The 16466-nt window shown below is 67.9% G+C and carries 16 protein-coding genes; 10 read left to right on the plus strand and 6 right to left on the minus strand.

What is annotated here, in order from left to right; genetic code table 11:
* Window positions 1-31: 31 nt before the first annotated feature.
* The 3 genes from JOF42_RS03055 to JOF42_RS03065 all read left to right on the plus strand — a co-directional run bounded on the left by JOF42_RS03055 (window position 32) and on the right by JOF42_RS03065 (window position 2101).
* The gene (locus JOF42_RS03055) at window positions 32-1405 is read left to right on the plus strand and encodes an MATE family efflux transporter (protein WP_210096506.1); all 1374 of its coding nucleotides are present in this window, start codon (window positions 32-34) and stop codon (window positions 1403-1405) included.
* 175 nt (window positions 1406-1580) lie between these two features.
* Window positions 1581-1841 carry a type II toxin-antitoxin system prevent-host-death family antitoxin gene (locus tag JOF42_RS03060; RefSeq protein ID WP_210096507.1) on the plus strand — a complete coding sequence of 87 codons (261 nt, stop codon included), beginning with the start codon at window positions 1581-1583 and terminating at the stop codon, window positions 1839-1841.
* A complete protein-coding gene (locus JOF42_RS03065; protein WP_307803523.1) occupies window positions 1838-2101 on the plus strand; it encodes a type II toxin-antitoxin system RelE family toxin in 264 nt (87 codons plus the stop codon). Before JOF42_RS03060 ends, JOF42_RS03065 begins: the two co-directional genes overlap by 4 nt.
* A gap of 21 nt (window positions 2102-2122) precedes the next feature.
* On the opposite strand, the gene JOF42_RS03070 is transcribed toward JOF42_RS03065, so the two are convergent.
* Both JOF42_RS03070 and JOF42_RS03075 read right to left on the minus strand, forming a co-directional pair.
* Window positions 2123-2749, minus strand: coding sequence for a response regulator transcription factor (locus JOF42_RS03070; RefSeq protein ID WP_210096508.1), 627 nt, complete (start codon window positions 2747-2749; stop codon window positions 2123-2125).
* Window positions 2746-3930, minus strand: coding sequence for a sensor histidine kinase (locus tag JOF42_RS03075; RefSeq protein ID WP_210096509.1), 1185 nt, complete (start codon window positions 3928-3930; stop codon window positions 2746-2748). The genes JOF42_RS03070 and JOF42_RS03075 overlap by 4 nt, the downstream gene beginning before the upstream one ends.
* A 163-nt stretch (window positions 3931-4093) precedes the next feature.
* Between JOF42_RS03075 and JOF42_RS03080 the strand changes: the two genes are divergently transcribed.
* A complete protein-coding gene (locus JOF42_RS03080; protein ID WP_210096510.1) occupies window positions 4094-5164 on the plus strand; it encodes an FtsX-like permease family protein in 1071 nt (356 codons plus the stop codon).
* Window positions 5161-5859, plus strand: coding sequence for an ABC transporter ATP-binding protein (locus JOF42_RS03085; protein ID WP_210096511.1), 699 nt, complete (start codon window positions 5161-5163; stop codon window positions 5857-5859). Before JOF42_RS03080 ends, JOF42_RS03085 begins: the two co-directional genes overlap by 4 nt.
* A gap of 7 nt (window positions 5860-5866) precedes the next feature.
* Here JOF42_RS03085 and JOF42_RS03090 read toward each other — a convergent pair whose 3' ends face one another.
* Together JOF42_RS03090 and JOF42_RS03095 are read right to left on the minus strand one after the other, a co-directional pair.
* Window positions 5867-6862 (minus strand): hypothetical protein, encoded by a 996-nt coding sequence (locus JOF42_RS03090; RefSeq protein ID WP_210096512.1) that lies wholly within the window; start codon window positions 6860-6862, stop codon window positions 5867-5869.
* A gap of 8 nt (window positions 6863-6870) precedes the next feature.
* A complete protein-coding gene (locus JOF42_RS03095) occupies window positions 6871-8697 on the minus strand; it encodes a substrate-binding and vWA domain-containing protein (protein ID WP_210096513.1) in 1827 nt (608 codons plus the stop codon).
* Window positions 8698-8825: 128 nt separating this feature from the next.
* Here JOF42_RS03095 and fdhD point away from each other — a divergent pair, with 128 nt between their 5' ends.
* Window positions 8826-9716, plus strand: a complete 891-nt coding sequence (gene fdhD / locus JOF42_RS03100) for a formate dehydrogenase accessory sulfurtransferase FdhD (protein WP_210096514.1) — start codon at window positions 8826-8828, stop codon at window positions 9714-9716.
* Window positions 9706-12051 (plus strand): FdhF/YdeP family oxidoreductase, encoded by a 2346-nt coding sequence (locus JOF42_RS03105; protein ID WP_210096515.1) that lies wholly within the window; start codon window positions 9706-9708, stop codon window positions 12049-12051. The genes fdhD and JOF42_RS03105 overlap by 11 nt, the downstream gene beginning before the upstream one ends.
* 15 nt (window positions 12052-12066) lie before the next feature.
* Here JOF42_RS03105 and JOF42_RS03110 read toward each other — a convergent pair whose 3' ends face one another.
* Window positions 12067-12516 carry a MarR family winged helix-turn-helix transcriptional regulator gene (locus JOF42_RS03110; RefSeq protein ID WP_056310831.1) on the minus strand — a complete coding sequence of 150 codons (450 nt, stop codon included), beginning with the start codon at window positions 12514-12516 and terminating at the stop codon, window positions 12067-12069.
* 114 nt (window positions 12517-12630) lie between these two features.
* Between JOF42_RS03110 and JOF42_RS03115 the strand changes: the two genes are divergently transcribed.
* Both JOF42_RS03115 and JOF42_RS03120 read left to right on the plus strand, forming a co-directional pair.
* Window positions 12631-13818 carry an MFS transporter gene (locus JOF42_RS03115; RefSeq protein ID WP_210096516.1) on the plus strand — a complete coding sequence of 396 codons (1188 nt, stop codon included), beginning with the start codon at window positions 12631-12633 and terminating at the stop codon, window positions 13816-13818.
* A gap of 85 nt (window positions 13819-13903) precedes the next feature.
* A complete protein-coding gene (locus JOF42_RS03120) occupies window positions 13904-14689 on the plus strand; it encodes an aldo/keto reductase (protein WP_210099063.1) in 786 nt (261 codons plus the stop codon).
* A gap of 27 nt (window positions 14690-14716) precedes the next feature.
* Here the strand turns inward: JOF42_RS03120 and JOF42_RS03125 are convergent, their stop codons facing one another.
* Window positions 14717-15535 carry a shikimate 5-dehydrogenase gene (locus JOF42_RS03125; RefSeq protein WP_210096517.1) on the minus strand — a complete coding sequence of 273 codons (819 nt, stop codon included), beginning with the start codon at window positions 15533-15535 and terminating at the stop codon, window positions 14717-14719.
* A gap of 564 nt (window positions 15536-16099) precedes the next feature.
* Here JOF42_RS03125 and JOF42_RS03130 point away from each other — a divergent pair.
* Window positions 16100-16306, plus strand: coding sequence for a cold-shock protein (locus JOF42_RS03130; protein WP_042540947.1), 207 nt, complete (start codon window positions 16100-16102; stop codon window positions 16304-16306).
* The last annotated feature ends 160 nt before the right edge of the window (window positions 16307-16466 follow it).

The following is a 16466-nucleotide window of genomic DNA, read 5'->3' on the forward strand; positions in this document are numbered from 1 at the left end:
TGGGCGCCAGCGTCCGTCCTCGCTCTCGCCGATGAGTGAGGTGCGCGCGTGTGCCCGTGCCCGGGCTCTGTTGGAAGGCCCGCCCTGGAGGGCGATCCTTCGCTTCATCGTCCCGATCTGGATCGGCAACGTGATCCAACAATCGCACTACACGGTGGATGCGTTGATACTCGGCAGGTTCGTCGGCGAGCACGGACTTGCTGCGGTGGGGTCGTCATTCGGTCTCGTCTCGCTGCTCTTCGGCACAGTCTTCGCATTCACGGCCGGCCTCACGATTCAAATCGCGCAAGCGCACGGCGCAGGCGATGCAATCGCAGTAGGTCGTCGGTTCTGGACGGGGTCTGTCATCGCTGTCGGGGGTGCCGTGCTCATCGGGGCGCTCCTCGCGGCGACAGCACCGATCGTGATGACTCTCATCGGAGTTCCGATGGACATTCGCTCGGATGCAACGACCTTCTACCTCATCTTCTGTGTCGGTTTGCCACTCACCGCGTTCGGGAACTTCTGCACCCACACCATCCGCGGGTTGGGTGACAGTACGTCTCCGACGGTGGTCATGCTCATCAGCGGCGTGGTGAATGCACTTCTCGCATTGTGGCTTGTCGGAGGTGCGCACCTGGGGGTGCTGGGTGCCGGGCTCGCGACACAGGGGGCGGGTCTGTGCACAGCGCTGGTGAGCTTCCTGATTCTCCTGCGATCCCATCCCCACTTGCGTGTGCGGACGTCGCTTGCTCCGGTAGCCGGTGGGACACAGGGTCGCCAGGGTGCGGCGATGGCGTTCCAGTCCGCGGGCATCGGGGCGGGAAACGTCTTACTGCAGGCAGCCGCGAACTCTCTCGGCGCAGCCGCGATCGCTGGCGTGTCGATCGGGATGCGAGTAGAGGGATTCGCTCTCGCGCCACTCGCAGCGTTCGGAATCTGCATGGTGGTCTACTGTGCTCAGAACGCGGGAGCTGAGGACATGGGGCGAGTCCGTCGGGGCGTCAGGCAGGCGAGCGTGATGTGTATTGCTCTCGCGGCGATCGAGAGCATCGTCGTCATCCTGCTGGCCGATCGGATCGCACAGGCGTTCCTGTCGAGCGGTGACCCGGCGGTGACCGCGACCGCGACGACGTACCTGCAGTTGTCTGCGGTTCTCTATCCGGTGGTAGCGTCCGTGTTTCTTCTCCGCGCATCGCTCCAGGGTGTGTCGATCACCCGTCCCGCGGTCTTGTCCGGCCTTGGCGAGCTTGTTGCGAAGTCCTTGTGCGCGGGACTCACCGTCCTGGGAGGAGGGATACTGGCCATTGCGCTCAGCGGGCCCGCGTCCTGGCTGGTGGCATTGATTCCTCTTGCCATCTCATGGTGTGGGTGGCGTCGGGCGTCGCTACGCGGCGCACCCTCGGGCGGCCATCCGCGCGGATGAACTGCTGCGCGCAGTCGGCCTTGCCAAGCACTGACACAAGAGGCCGCACCGTCTCTCCGGTGGACCTCGTCAAGATGGCCGCGCGCGCAAGGCGCGGAGAGTTGCAGAGGAGCCCCGGGCGTGAGCTAGCGACGTACAATATCGGCATTATGTACATAAGTGATATTCTTGAGGCATGAACACGATCACCCGCAGCGTGCCTTCGAAGGATCTGCGTGACAGCCTTGCCGATGTCCTCGGCGGGGTCGCCTATGGCTCGGAGCGGGTGGGCGTCACGCGCCATGGCAAGCTCACGGCCGTGGTGATCAGCGTCGATGATCTCGAGCTGCTCGAAGAACTGGAGGCGGCCCGAGATGCCGCCGAGTTCGCCGCGGCTCGAGCGGCCGATGACGGTCAGCGCGTCTCGTTGGATGAGCTGCGCGCGGAAGTCGCGTGACGCGCTTTCGGATCGAGTTCACCACTGCCGCTGCCAGAGAGATCCGCAAGCTCGAACCGCAGATCCGCCGACGGATACTCAGTGGGGTGACCGATCTCGAGCGCGACCCCCGTCCGCACGGATGCCGCAAGCTGGCCGGGTACGACAACGCCTGGAGAATACGAGTCGGCGACTATCGAGTGCTCTACGAGGTCCTCGACGAGCAGGTGCTCGTGACGGTCGTCCGAGTCGCGCACCGACGCACCGTCTACGACATCTGAGGTTCGCGGTCGCACCACGTCTCAGCGGAGGATGCCCTTCTGCCGCGCCGCCGAGACCGCGGCGGTGCGTGAGCTGACGTCGAGCTTCGAGAAGATGTGCGCGAGGTGCGACTTCACGGTCGTCTCGCTGACGAAGAGCTCCTCAGCCACCTCGCTGTTCGATCGCCCGGCGGCGACGAGTTCGAGCACCTCGATCTCGCGGCTGCTGAGGCTGACGCGCGGCGCGCGCATGCGATCGAGCAGGCGGGAGGCGATCACCGGCGCGAGCGCGCTCTCTCCTGCGGCTGCCGCGCGCACGGCGGCCGTCAGCTCGTGCGGTGGGGCGTCTTTCAGCAGATAGCCGCTCGCACCGGCCTCGACGGCGCCGAGGATGTCGGCATCCGAGTCGTAGTTGGTGAGCACGAGCACGTAGGGAGGAGCCTCGAGCGCACGGATGCGTCGCGTCGCGTCCACGCCCGTGGCCTGCGACTGGGAACCGAACTGCAGGTCCATCAGCACGACGTCGGGATTCTCGCGCTCGGCGCAGGCGACGGCCTCATCGGGGGTGCCCGCCTCAGCGACCACCTCGAGATCCGGCTCGAGGCTGAACAGGGCTGTGAGCCCGGCGCGGACGATGGGGTGGTCGTCGGCGATGACGAGGCGGATCATGCGAACTCCGTGAGCGGGAGGTCGACCGTGAGTGTCGTTCCGCGCCCCGACGCGGTGTTGATCTCGAGCCTCCCGCCCAGCTGCTGCACCCGCTCGGCGGTGGCACGCAGACCGAAGGAATCGGACTTCTCGGCGGTCCCCGGCTCGGGGAGCTCCGCATCGAAGCCGGTGCCGTCATCATCGACGGTGAAGTGGAGGCGGTCGCCGTCGATGCTGATCGTGACCGTCGCCGTCGTGGCGTGAGCGTGCTGGATGACATTGGCGATCGCGCCCTGAGTGATGCGCAGCAGCGCCGTCTGCAGATGCATGGGCAGGACGATCGTGTCGGAGACCCGCACCTGCACGTCGAGTCCCTGCGTCGCCCACTGCGTGCGGGCCAGTCGACGCAGTGCCCCACCGAGGGTCTGGTCGTCGAGCTGAGGAGGCGTCAGCTCGCGGATGAACCGCCGCGCCTCGACGAGGTTCGCGGCTGCCGTCTCGCGGGCGAGCCGGATGTGCTCGATCCCCGGGCGTGTGTCATCGGCCCGTTCCGCGGCATGCAGCAGCATCTGGATGCTGGAGAGTCCTTGCGCGAGCGTGTCGTGGATCTCACGGGCGAGGCGGGCGCGCTCTGCGAGGACGCCGGACTCGTGCTCCCGTGCGGCGAGCTGTCCGCGGGTCGCGAGCAGCTCACTGACCAGTGCTTCGCGTTGCTGGGCCTCCTTCGCCAGAGCCTGATAGCCGAGGCCGATCAGGAGGGCGACGCCGGCGCCGACGAACGGGCCGACGACCCCGCCGACGCTCCACCCGCCGTGGATGCCGAGCGCGCAGACCGCGACGATCGTCGCCACAAGGATCGCGGCGGATCCCGCCCAGCGCCCGAGAAGGTGGAGGAACAGGAAGAAGAGAGGGAAGACGAGGTAGGCGGCATCGGCGCTCAGCCAGAGCAACCCCAGCCACTCTGCCGAGAGCAGGGCCAACCAGATCAGCGACATCACCCGTCGTCCACGGGAGAGACGGGTGAGCAGCAGTCCGGACGCGTAGGTCGCGGCGACGACCACGGCGAGGACGATCGCGGCGACGCTCGAATCCGACGGGTCGAGCACCGCACGGGCGATGACGACTCCCGTCAGGGCGAAGAAGAGAACGTGAAGACCCGTCCGCAGACCCACGAACACCGGGGTCAGAGCGGTATGCGCCATGGATCGAACTCTACGCCGACGCACGGATCGGCCGCATCGTCCGAAAGGACGATCCAGGCGTCCTCATCCCGGGTGCGAAAGCCCGTCCCGGTGGCCGATGACCGCGACGACGCAGGCGGCGAAAGTGGAATGGTCGCCGCATCGGAGACAGGAAAGGCTCACCATGTTCGTCGCGTTACGCGATCTTCGCTTCGCCAAGGGGCGATTCATCCTCATCGGCTCCGTCGTCGCCCTCATCACCCTTCTCGTCGGGTTCCTCAGCGGCCTGACGGGTGGCCTCGCCATCCAGAACGTCTCGGGCGTGCTCGCACTGCCTGCGGACCGCATCGTGTTCTCCGCCCCCTCGGGTGGCGACGGCGCGGCGAGCTTCGCGGACTCCTCGATCACCGAGCAGCAGGCGAAGGACTGGGCGTCGACGGATGGCGTGACCGACGCGCGCCCCCTCGGCATCAGCCAGACCCGCGCGGAGACCGACGACGCCCGTGCCGCGATCGCCGTGTTCGGCGTGGAACCCGGCTTCGACGCGAGTGCGCCCTCCGGGGACGGTCGGCTGCGCCTGTCGGTTCCCGCCGCAGATGCGCTCGCCGTGAAGGTCGGCGATCAGATCGAGATCGCCGGCGTCTCCTACGACGTCGAGACGATCGAGGGAGACGCCTGGTACAGCCATACGCCGGTCGTGCAGATGACCCTGCACGACTGGCAGGCGTACTCGGCATCCACCGGCAACCCTGACGCCTACGCCACGGTCCTCGCCGTCTCCGGCGCCCCCGACTGGGATGCCGCGGATGCAGCGAACGACACGATCTCCGAGACGACCCTCGGATCTCTGACGGCGCTGAGCGCCTTCCGTTCCGAGATCGGTTCGCTCCTGCTCATGGTGGCCATGCTGTTCGGCATCTCGGGACTCGTCATCGGGGCGTTCTTCACCGTCTGGACCATGCAGCGAAAGGGCGACGTCGCCGTCCTCAAGGCGCTCGGCGCGAGCACGCGCTCCCTGATCCGCGATGCGTTGGGCCAGGCGCTGATCGTGCTGCTGGTGGGCATCGGCGTCGGTCTGGGGCTGGTCGTGGTGCTCGGCCTGCTCGCCGGCACCGCCCTCCCGTTCCTGCTGAGCCCGATCACGACCATCCTTCCTGGGGGCATCATGATCGCCCTCGGCCTCGCAGGCGCCGCTTTCGCCCTGCGCTCCGTCACCTCCGCCGACCCCCTCACCGCCCTCGGGAGCAACCGATGATCCGCCTGAATGACATCACCCTGACCTTCCCCGACGGCGACTCCCGGGTGACCGCCGTGGACGGCGTCTCCCTCACCGCCCACCCCGGAACCGTCACGGGCATCACAGGGCCCAGCGGCTCGGGCAAGTCGAGTCTGCTGGCCGTCGCCGGCACCCTTCTGCGTCCGGATTCCGGAGAGGTCCTCATCGACGGCAGCGACGTCACCGCACTCAGCCCGGCCGAGGCGACGCGTCTGAGGCGGGACCGGATCGGGATCGTCTTCCAGCAGCCCAACCTCATCCCCTCCTTGAGCGCCCGTGAGCAGCTCAGCGTCATGAACGAGCTCGGGGCCCCGCACAGTCGACGCAATCGCGCCAAGGCGGCCGCTCGTGCGGATGAGCTGCTCTCGGCGGTGGGCCTCTCCGAGCACGGTCACAAGAGGCCGCACCAGCTCTCCGGCGGACAGCGTCAGCGCGTCAACATCGCCCGAGCCCTGATGAACGAGCCGAGCGTGCTCCTGGTCGACGAACCCACCAGCGCTCTCGATCAGGAACGCGGAGCCACCATCATCGACCTCATCCTGCGCCTCACCGACGAGCGGAACACATCGACGCTGCTCGTCACCCATGACCTCGTGCACCTCCCGCGCATGCACGGGGTGCTGCACCTCGTAGACGGTCGCGTCGTCGACGCCGCCGCTGTGGCGAGGCGCTGAGCGGCGACTAGTCGCCGGAGCTCTGCTTGAACTGACGCTCCCAGTCGCGCAGCTCGCTGCGACCGATGAGCGAGTCGAGCGACACCTGGAACAGCAGTCCCTTGCGGGCATTGACCTGCTTGATGTTGTCGACGATCTGGGTGGTCACCGACGACAGCGCTTCGCGCACCTCGGCGATGCGCTCGTCGGGGGCATCCCACAGGTCGGGCCGGGTGAGCAGGTCGAGCAGATAGTCGCGGTCCAGCGCCGCGACCAGACGAGCGAGCTTGTCGGAGTACTCGGCCTCGGCCAGCACGCTCTGATCCTCGCCGGCCTTGGCGTCGAGACGGATGAACAGCTGCTCGACGTGCGACGCGAGGGCGTCGATCCCCGCCGCCGTTTCGGCCGCCACCGGGCTGCCCGGCACTGCGGCGTAGTCGGCGCGGAGTTCGCGCAGGCGGTTCACTCGCAGACGGATGCCGGCGGGCACCGGATCCGTCGAGGTCGGCGTCGTGCGACGTCGGCGTCGGGCGATGAGACCGACGGCTGTCACAGCAGCCGCGACGAGCACGACCCCGCCGATCACGAATGGGATCACGGGGTTGGCGACGAGGGTGTCGTCACCCGACGAGGTCGGTGTCTCGGCCGAGATCTCGGTCACGGTCTCGAGCAGCTGATCCTGAAGGCTCCCGCCCGAGGACTCGTTCTCGTTCGCAATGCGCAGCGCGTCGTCGATCGTCGCCGATGCCGCCTGCAGGTCGTCGCCGATCGCGACGATCACGGTCTGCTGACTCGCGCCCGCGGTGAGCTGCTCGAGGATGTAGGTGTTGTAAGGGGTGTCGCGCGCGGCATCCGCCGGCAGCACCACAACCGCGATCGAGCCGTCGCCCGGGACGACGCTCGTGAGGGCATCCGTCAGCGCCGGCCCACCGGACACGTCGGGGTCGACATAGATGTTCTGCCCGGATATGCCCGCGACGGCATCATCGATCCAAGGATTGTTCGACGAGGAGAGAGACGGCACCGGAATCCTCAGAAGTTGTTGATGACGGATGCGAACACGAGGTCGATGCGCTCCGCGTCGGAGGCGTCGAACAACTGACCGCCGGTGACGTCGGCGATGCGCTGCAGCGCCGAGGTGTCTGCGCCCTCTCCATACGCGATCGGGAATATACGCACGGGGGCATCGTCGCCGCCCTCCTTCGTGCTCTTGCCGATCTTCGCGATGAGGGAGTCGAGCGAGACGCTCGAGTCGGTGTCCTCACCGTCCGACAGGACGACCATCGCGTTGATGCGCCCGGGCTCCGCTCGTTCGCTCATCGCCTCGTAGGCCAGCAGGATCGAGTCGTAGAGCGGAGTGCCGTTGCGCTGCGCGTACCGGAGGTCGTCGAGCGAGGAGTCGAGCTTCTCGCCATCCGACCCGAGGGCGTCGACTTCACGCAGCACCTGGATGCCTTCGCCCTCATCCGACGAGATGCCGGTGGTGAACGCCCAGACGCCGATCTCATCGGTCGAGCGGAAATGGTTCAGGGTCGACTGCGCGCCCTCGATCGCCCCGTCGAGGCGCGAACGGCCGTCGCCGATCGGGTCGTCCATGGAGCCTGAGATGTCGATGAGCTCGAGCACGGATGAGGGCTTGCGCACCTGCGTCCACTGGTCGATCGCGGTCGAGATCACGTCGACATCGGGCTTGGGCAGCGTCACGGTGGGCTGCGCCGGGTCGACGCCGAACTTCGCGGTGAACAGGTCGCCCAGCGGCACCGATTCGTCGAGCGGGCGGAAGCCGTAGTCGGGCAGGATCTTCTGCGCCGCGGTGGTCTGCACGAAGGCGGCGAACGCCTCGCCGGCGGTGCGCTGGTCGGCGGTGATCCAGTCGGCGCCCAGAACGGTGATCGGGTTGTCCGACCACATCGATCCGCCCTCGGGGTAGACGGCGACGAGCTTGGTCTTCGGCGGGGTCAGGGTCTCGCCCGGCTGCACGGTGTGCGAGTCGGGGTTGCCCTGGTTGTAGTTGAGCAGCGAGGTCTCCTCCAGCGCGACGGCCGAGACGTACGCCGAGCCGTTCGAGCCGTTCTGCGTCTCGTCGTAGAGCGTCGAGAGCACATTGCCGGTGGTGTCGCCGTAGTGGATGACGCACTCCTCGAACACCCGGGAGAAGTCGGCCGAGGCCTCGACGTCGGCGGACGTGAGCCCCTCGGCCTTGCCGGTCGCCTCGTACGACTGCATGAGGATCGTCGAGAGTCCCGTGGTCGAGGTGTTCGGGTTCGTCTTCGAGATCTTGAACGCACCCCAGATGTCCTTGCCGACACTGCCCCAGCCGTCGGGATCCTGGCAGAGGTTCTCCAGGTCGGTGATGCTGATGGGGGTGTTCGGCCAGCCGAGGGCGGTGGCCATGGGCTCGGGCATCCCGAACACCACGGGCGTGCGCGTGAACGACTTCGGCTCGCCGACGAGGCTGGGCGATGCGGCCGCAGCGACGCGGTCGGTCCAGACGGTGGATGCCGGAGACCACAGGGTGGGCCAGAGCGACGTGTCATCGCTCGGCCAGTCGTCGCCGGAGGTGAGGAAGCGCGTCGCGTTGCCGGACGAGACGTTGGTCGGACGCACGGTCGCGCAGGTCTCGAGCGCCTTGTGCTCGGGCGAGTCTTTGAACGCCTTGGCCAGCTCGTCGAGCATGTTGACCTTCTCCGACGACGTCGCGACCGCGATGTGCGTGCAGCCGTCATCGGGGAAGCCCTGCGCCCCATCAGTGGTCGTGCCCTCGTCGCCGCCGCCGGTGCAGGCGGTCAATGCCAGGGCGACGATCGCCGCCATGGCGAGGGCGGCGGGGGTCCGTCGTGCGTTGCGGGGCGCGCTCATGCGCCTAGGCTACCCAGGTATCGCGCCGGCGATCACGGATCGGTTCGATCTCGTGACCCGCCCGATCCCGTCGCGTGGTCGATCCCGCCACCCGTCCGATCGCAGCCCCGCGGAGTACGCTCGCTCGTGTGGGGCGGATCACGACGAGGCGACCGGTACTGAAGCTCACCCTCGGCGAGGGTGCGGTCCGGCGAGCCGACACGCTCGCCGTCGAGGAGCCGCTCGAGATCAGGGTCGGCGGCTCGCCGCTCGCGGTCACGATGCGGACTCCGGGGCACGACGTCGAGCTGGCGGCCGGGTTCCTCGTGTCCGAGGGGATCATCGCGCAGACCGCCGACTTCCACTCTGCGATCCACTGCGGCGGACCGGGCACCGGAGGCCAGGAGAACACGTACAACGTGCTCGACATCAGCCTCGCGCAGGGAGTCCCGCTTCCCGACCCCGAGGCCGCTCGGCGCTTCTACACGACCAGCTCCTGCGGGGTCTGCGGCAAGGCGAGCATCGACGCCGTGCGCACCGTGTCGCAGCATCCGGTCCTCGACGACGACATCGAGGTCGGCCCGGAACAGATCGCATCGTTCCCCGACCGGCTGCGCGCCGAGCAGGCGGCGTTCGACAAGACCGGTGGTCTGCACGCGGCAGCGCTGTTCGACGCGGACACCGGCGAGATGCTCGTGCTGCGCGAAGACGTGGGCCGACACAACGCGGTCGACAAGGTGGTGGGCTGGGCGGTGCTGAACGACCGGCTGCCCCTGCGGCGGCAGATCCTGCAGGTGTCGGGGCGCGCGAGCTTCGAGCTCGTGCAGAAGGCGGCGATGGCCGGCATCCCGATGCTCAGTGCCGTGTCGGCGCCCTCGTCGCTGGCCGCTGAACTCGCCGACGAGTCGGGGGTGACGCTCATCGGATTCGTCCGCGGGCGAACCATGAACATCTACACGCACGCGCACCGGGTGCGCGTCGGCGGCGTGGGGATCGGCGCGTCCGAGCCTGCTGCGGAGGGAGCGAGCCATGCTCGATAGTCAGGGAACCGCAGGCACGGCATTCGGTCTCATGCCGGTCGAACCGCGGCAGGGAGGATACGGCCCGCGCACCGATCGGGCCTGGTCACGCAAGCCGTACGGTCACCCCGCGGCGGGGTGGGGAGCCGCGGTGTCGGTGGGGCGTGTGGTGCTGGACCAGCGCGAGCCGATCGCGGGGCCCCTAGCGATGCTCCAGATGAACCACCCGATCTCGGGCTACGACTGCCCGGGCTGCGCGTGGCCGGACGACCTCGGCAACCTGAAGCTCGACATCTGCGAGAACGGCATCAAGCACGTCACGTGGGAGATGACGCGGAAGCGCGTCGACCGTCGTTTCTTCGCCGAGCACACGGTCACCGAGCTCGCCACCTGGCCGGATTTCGACCTCGAAGACCAGGGGCGCCTCACCGAGCCGATGGCCTATGACGCGGCCACCGATCACTACGTGCCGATCTCGTGGGACGACGCGTTCGCGCTGGTCGGTGACGAGTTGCAGAGCCTCGACAGCCCCGACGAGGCCGCCTTCTACACGTCCGGACGGCTCAGCAACGAGGCCACATTCCTGTACCAGCTGATGGTGCGGGAGTACGGCACGAACAACCTGCCCGACTGCTCGAACATGTGTCATGAGGCGTCGGGCCGGGCACTCAAGGCCTCGATCGCCACGGGCAAGGGCACGGTCGACATGCACGACTGGGACGACTGCGACGCCCTCTTCGTGCTCGGCGTGAATGCGGCGTCCAACGCTCCGCGCATGCTCACGGCGTTGGCGGATGCCGTGAAGCGCGGTGCCCAGGTGGTGCACGTCAATCCGCTCGTCGAGGCCGGGGCCACCCGCACGATCGTGCCGCACGACTTCGTCGACATGGCACGCTTCAAGGCGACCGGCACGAGCACGATGAACCTGCAGGTGCGCCCCGGTGGCGACCTCGCGCTGATCCGCGGCATGTCGAAGGTCGTGTTCGAGGCCGCGGCCGATGACCCCTCCGTGCTCGACTCCGAGTTCCTCTCGTCGCTGACGAACGGTGTCGATGCGTATCGGGCGCTCGTCGAGGCGACGCCGTGGCCCGACCTCGTCACGCAGTCGGGGCTCACCGAGGAGCAGATCCGCGCGACCGCCGCGGTGTACCTCGCGTCGGAGCGCACGATCATCAGCTGGTGCCTCGGCGTGAGCCAGCACGAGCACGGCGTCGACACCGTCCGCGAGATCGTCAACCTGCTTCTTCTGCGCGGCAATATCGGCCGAAAGGGCGCCGGACCCTCGCCGATCCGCGGCCACAGCAACGTGCAGGGCAACCGCACCTGCGGCATCGACCACCGGCCGACGGATGCCTGGCTCGACCGCCTCGCCGCGGTCTGCCGCATCGATCCGCCGCGGCATCCGGGTCTCGACACCGTGCGCACGATCGAGGCGATGCACGACGAGCGGGTGAAGGTGTTCGTCGGTATGGGCGGCAACTTCGTGCTCGCCGCCCCCGACACCCCTTTCACCGCGCAGGGTCTCGAGAAGTGCCGACTCACGGTGCAGGTGAGCACGAAGCTCAACCGCAGTCACCTCGTGCACGGCGAGAAGGCCCTGATCCTGCCCTGCCTCGGGCGCACCGAGCGTGACCAGCAGGCGCAGGGGCCGCAGGGTGTCACGGTCGAGGATGCGATGAGCATGGTGCACCTCTCGGTGGGGCGCAAGCAACCGGCGTCCGCGTACCTGAAGTCGGAGCCCGCGATCATCGCGGGTTTGGCGAAGGCGACGCTTCCTGACACGCAGACCCCGTGGGACCGGTACGTCGGCGACTACGACACGATCCGCGATGTGATGGCGAAGGTGCTGCCGGGTTTCGAGGGATTCAACGAGCGCGTGAGCGGCAAGCACGGATTCCGCATCCCGCAGCCGGCCAGGGAACGGGTGTTCGAGACGCCGTCGGGCCGTGCGGAGTTCTCGCACGCACCGCTGCCCGACGTCATCCCCGAGTCGGCCGACACACTCGTGCTGCAGACCGTCCGCTCGCACGACCAGTGGAACACGACGATCTACTCGAACGACGACCGCTACCGCGGGGTGAAGAACCTTCGAGAGCTCGTGTTCCTGCACGAGGACGACATGCGCGACCGGGGGCTCATCGAGGGCGACCTCGTCGACATCGTGTCGACGTCGAAGGACGGATCGACCCGGATGCTCAGGGCGTTCCGCGCCGTGCCGTACGACCTTCCGCGCGGCAGCGCCGCCGGCTACATGCCGGAGATGAATGTGCTGATCGGCCGCAAGGACTTCAGCGCGCAGAGCGATCAGCCGCTGATGAAGAGCATCCAGGTCACCGTGGCGCGAACGGGATCCTGATCCGATCGCCAGCGACTAGGCGTCGACCGTCGAGCCCTGCAGGGCGTGCACGACCGGCGCGAGCTCGGGCTGGGTCACCGCATCGCTGAGGGCGCGCTCGAGGGTGTCGTCATGGATCGGGTGCGCCTGCTCGTACAGCGCCAGACCGGCTGGGGTGAGCTCGGTGTAGATGCCTCGACGATCGTCGGCGCAGAGGATGCGGGTCAGCAGCCCGCGGTCTTCGAGTCGCGTCACGAGCCGCGTCGTCGCGCTCGGGCTCAGCGCCGTCGCGCGGGCGAGCTGCTGCATCCGCATGTGCCAGCCGTCCTGCCTGCTGAGCGCGTCGAGCACGGTGTACTCGACGACCGAGAGGCCCACCGACGCGCCGAGCGCCTTCTCGAGGTCGGCCTCGATGATGCCGTGCAGAGCGGCGAGAGTACGCCAGCCGCGCGCTCGGATCTCGACCGCATCGTCTGAGATGCCCACAGTGACCTCCGAAGTAGTTGCTTGCGCGGGATACTTGCGTGTGCAATGATTATCCCTCGTGACGCAATATCCCGCGTCTGCAACTACTTTAGCAGAGGACTTCGGAGCACACCCATGCCACTCGGACTCATCGCACTCGCCATCGGCGCCTTCGGGATCGGACTCACCGAGTTCGTGATCATGGGCCTTCTTCCCGAGGTCGCCACCGACTTCGGAGTCACCGAGGCCACGGCGGGCTGGCTCATCTCGGGCTACGCGCTGGCCGTCGTCGTCGGCGCGCTCGGCCTCACCGCCGCCACGACGCGACTGCCGCGCAAGCCCGTGCTGCTCGGACTCATCGTGCTGTTCATCGCCGGCAACGCCCTCACGGCCCTCGCCCCCGACTACACGGTCGCCATGATCGGCCGCATCATCGCCGCCCTGTGCCACGGCGCGTTCTTCGGTATCGGCTCGGTCGTCGCGGCCGAGCTCGTCGCCCCCGAGAAGAAGGCACGGGCGATCGCCATCATGTTCACCGGCCTCACCGCCGCGAACGTCTTCGGCGTCCCCTTCGGCACGTTCCTCGGCCAGCAGTTCGGCTGGCGCTCGACGTTCTGGGTGATCTCCGCGATCGGCGTGGTCGCCTTCGCCGGCATCGCGCTGCTCGTCACCGCCCCGAAGTCCACCGGCCCGCAGGTGAGCCTCCGGAGCGAGCTCCGCGCCTTCCGGTCCGGCCAGGTCTGGCTCTCGCTCATCGTCACCGCGCTCGCGTTCGGAGGCATGTTCGGTGCCTTCACCTACATCGCGTACACGCTCACGGGTGTCACGGGCTTCGCCGACACCACCGTGCCCTGGCTGCTCGTGCTGTTCGGCGCGGGCCTCGTGGCGGGCAACTGGATCGGCGGACGTCTGGCCGACCGCTCGATCGACCGCACGCTCCTGATCTTCATCGCCGCCCTCGTCGTCGTGCTCGTGCTGTTCGGCTTCTTCGCGTGGTCGCAGCCCGTCACGATCGGGATCCTCGTGCTGATGGGAGCGTTCGGCTTCGGCACGGTGCCGGGGCTGCAGAGCCGCATCATGCACTACGCCGGCGGAGCGCCCACCCTCGCCTCCGGCGCGAACATCGGTGCGTTCAACGTCGGCAACGCTCTCGGTGCCTGGGCCGGGGGCCTCGGCATCGCCGCAAGCCTCGGCTACACCTCACCCATCTGGATCGGTGCCGCGATCACGGCATCCGCCCTGGTCGTCATGGTGATCGCCGTGGTCACCGCACGGCGGCCCGCGCCGACCACCACCGGCAGCTTCCAGACCGTCGCCGCCTGACGACGTCGACCCCGTATAGAACAAGAAGGACACAGCAGTGAACACTCCCCTCATCCCCACGGTCACCCTGAACAACGGCATCGAGATGCCGCAGCTCGGCTACGGCGTGTTCCAGGTGCCGGACGCCGAGACGACGGCGGCCGTCACCGCGGCGCTCGACGCCGGATACCGCAGCATCGACACCGCGGCGATCTACGGCAACGAGGCGGGCGTCGGCCGCGCGCTCGCCGACTCGGGCATCGCCCGCGACGACCTCTTCGTGACCTCGAAGGTCTGGATCGCCGACCACGGCTACGACGCCGCACTTCGCGCGTACGACGAGTCGCTCGAACGCCTCGGCCTCGACCATCTCGACCTGTTCCTGATCCACTGGCCGACGCCCGCACTCGGGACGTACCCCGAGACGTGGCGGGCTCTCGAGGAGCTCTACGCCGAGGGCCGCGTACGCGCGATCGGTGTGTCGAACTTCGAACCCGAGCACCTCGAGCGGATCGCCTCCGAGGGGGGCATCGTGCCCGTCGTGAACCAGGTCGAGCTGCACCCGGCGCTGCAGAACCGCGCGGTCGCCGCGGCGAACGCCGAGCGGGGGATCGTCACCGAGGCGTGGAGCCCGCTCGCGCAGGGCGCCGTGCTCGGTGACGCCTCGGTGGTCGAGATCGCCGACCGCCACGGCAAGACGCCTGCGCAGGCGGTGCTGCGCTGGCACCTGCAGCAGGCGCGCATCGTGATTCCCAAGTCGGTGACCCCGGCGCGCATCGCCCAGAACCTCGACGTGTTCGACTTCGAACTCACGGCCGAGGAACTCGCGACGATCGATGCTCTCGAGCGCGACGGTCGCACAGGGCCCCACCCGGCTCAGTTCAACGGCTGAGCCGATCGGCCCATGCGGGCGCGGTGACTACTGCGCCCGCATGAACTCCTCGGCAGCGGCGACCTGCTCGGGGCTCGGGCGGATGCCGGTGTAGAGCACGAACTGCTCGAGCGCCTGCAGGGTCGCGACTTCGGCTCCTGTGATGAGGGTCTTGCCGGCGGCGCGTCCCGCGGCGATCAGCGGGGTCTCGGCCGGAAGCGCCACGACGTCGAACACGACGGATGCCGCCGCGATGTGCGCCTCGGAGAACGACACGGTGTGCTCGTCTGCACCTCCGGCCATTCCGAGCGGCGTGATGTTCACGATGATGTCGGCGGTCACGGCATCCGCATCCGCCGTCCAGTCGAACCCGTAGAGATCGGCGAGCCCGCGACCGCGCTGCTCGTTGCGCGCGGCGATCGTGACCCGCGAGAACCCGGCGTCACGGAAAGCCGCGGCCGTGGCCTTCGCCATTCCCCCGGAGCCGCGCAACAGCACGGACACAGAAGGGTCGAGTCGGTTGCGCTCGATCAGCTGGGCGATCGCGCTGTAGTCGGTGTTGTAGGCCGTGAGCACGCCGTCGTCATTCACGATCGTGTTGACCGAGTCGATCACGGTGGCCGACGGGTCCATGCGGTCGACGAGCGCGATGACGTCTTCTTTGTACGGCATCGAGACGGCGCATCCGCGGATGCCGAGGCCGCGCACGCCCGCGATCGCCTGGCCGAGGTCGGTGGGGGCGAATGCCTTGTAGATCCAGTTCAGCCCCAACTCCTCGTAAAGGAAGTTGTGGAAGCGGGTTCCGTTGTTGCTCGGACGCGCGGACAGCGAGATGCACAGCGTCATGTCCTTGTTCAGCATGGTCACGTCATCAGGCTACTCGCGGTTGACGGGCGCGAAACGGGCGGAAGATTCTCACCGATCTCGTCCGGGGGCAACCCCCATGGCGCCGCGGGGCGTGCTCGCCTAGTGTGGGAGTGCGTGCACAGGGGATTGATCGTCTCCGTCTACCCCAGATGACGGGCTGCCTTCCCCAGAGGCAAAGGCGATCCGTGCACGCGATTGGGCCCTCTCGAGTGGTTCTGTCCCCAACGGGCTGCTCGAGAGGGCCGCTGATCGCTGTACTTTCCAACTTTTTTCAGATTTGTCCCCCAAATGGGGGACAAACGGGTTGCGGAGGGGTTACGCTGGAATCTGACGCACCCTCCGGTCGTCTTCGGCCCTCATCGCTCCCCCCGCGGTGAGGGCCACACCATTTTTCCGGCCCCTCTCGATGCCGAGACGAGCGCCTCCTGTGTGACCGACGGTTACCGCTCGTGCAACATTTGGGTTACGGGCTGACCTCGGGACTTCCGCTCAGCGCGTGCTCCACTAGCGTGGAGCACGTCGGGGCATCCTGCGTCGGCTTCTTTCCAGCAGAACAGGCAGTACATGAGCACCCAGGGCACGGTTAAGTGGTTCAACTCGGAGAAGGGCTTCGGCTTCATCTCCCCCGACGACGGCGGCGCTGACGTTTTCGCGCACTACTCCGCCATCGAGTCATCCGGCTACCGCTCTCTTGAAGAGAACCAGCGAGTCGAGTTCGACGTGGCGCAGGGCCCCAAGGGCCTGCAGGCTGAGAACATCCGTCCGCTCTGAGCGGACGATCACAGAACTCCCTGACCGGGGTCCGCAACTCGTTGCGACCTCCGGCAGGGAGTTCTGTGCTTCGTGGGGTGATCCCAGGGGCTTGTGCTCGGCCGGCGACGTGCGCCGGACACTCTCTCGAGAGGAGATCTGCCTCTCGGGAGGAGCGGTG

It is taken from the genome of Microbacterium phyllosphaerae (assembly GCF_017876435.1).
GTDB lineage: Bacteria > Actinomycetota > Actinomycetes > Actinomycetales > Microbacteriaceae > Microbacterium > Microbacterium phyllosphaerae.

Excerpts from the sequence above, each read along its gene's own strand:
- JOF42_RS03115 (WP_210096516.1), top strand. The coding sequence starts at position 12,631 with ATGCCACTCGGACTCATCGCACTCGCCATCGGCGCCTTCGGGATCGGA.
- JOF42_RS03075 (WP_210096509.1), bottom strand. The coding sequence starts at position 3,930 with ATGGCGCATACCGCTCTGACCCCGGTGTTCGTGGGTCTGCGGACGGGT.
- JOF42_RS03070 (WP_210096508.1), bottom strand. The coding sequence starts at position 2,749 with ATGATCCGCCTCGTCATCGCCGACGACCACCCCATCGTCCGCGCCGGG.
- JOF42_RS03130 (WP_042540947.1), top strand. The coding sequence starts at position 16,100 with ATGAGCACCCAGGGCACGGTTAAGTGGTTCAACTCGGAGAAGGGCTTC.
- JOF42_RS03080 (WP_210096510.1), top strand. The coding sequence starts at position 4,094 with ATGTTCGTCGCGTTACGCGATCTTCGCTTCGCCAAGGGGCGATTCATC.
- JOF42_RS03085 (WP_210096511.1), top strand. The coding sequence starts at position 5,161 with ATGATCCGCCTGAATGACATCACCCTGACCTTCCCCGACGGCGACTCC.
- JOF42_RS03105 (WP_210096515.1), top strand. The coding sequence starts at position 9,706 with ATGCTCGATAGTCAGGGAACCGCAGGCACGGCATTCGGTCTCATGCCG.
- JOF42_RS03120 (WP_210099063.1), top strand. The coding sequence starts at position 13,904 with ATGCCGCAGCTCGGCTACGGCGTGTTCCAGGTGCCGGACGCCGAGACG.
- JOF42_RS03095 (WP_210096513.1), bottom strand. The coding sequence starts at position 8,697 with ATGAGCGCGCCCCGCAACGCACGACGGACCCCCGCCGCCCTCGCCATG.
- JOF42_RS03055 (WP_210096506.1), top strand. The coding sequence starts at position 32 with ATGAGTGAGGTGCGCGCGTGTGCCCGTGCCCGGGCTCTGTTGGAAGGC.
- JOF42_RS03060 (WP_210096507.1), top strand. The coding sequence starts at position 1,581 with ATGAACACGATCACCCGCAGCGTGCCTTCGAAGGATCTGCGTGACAGC.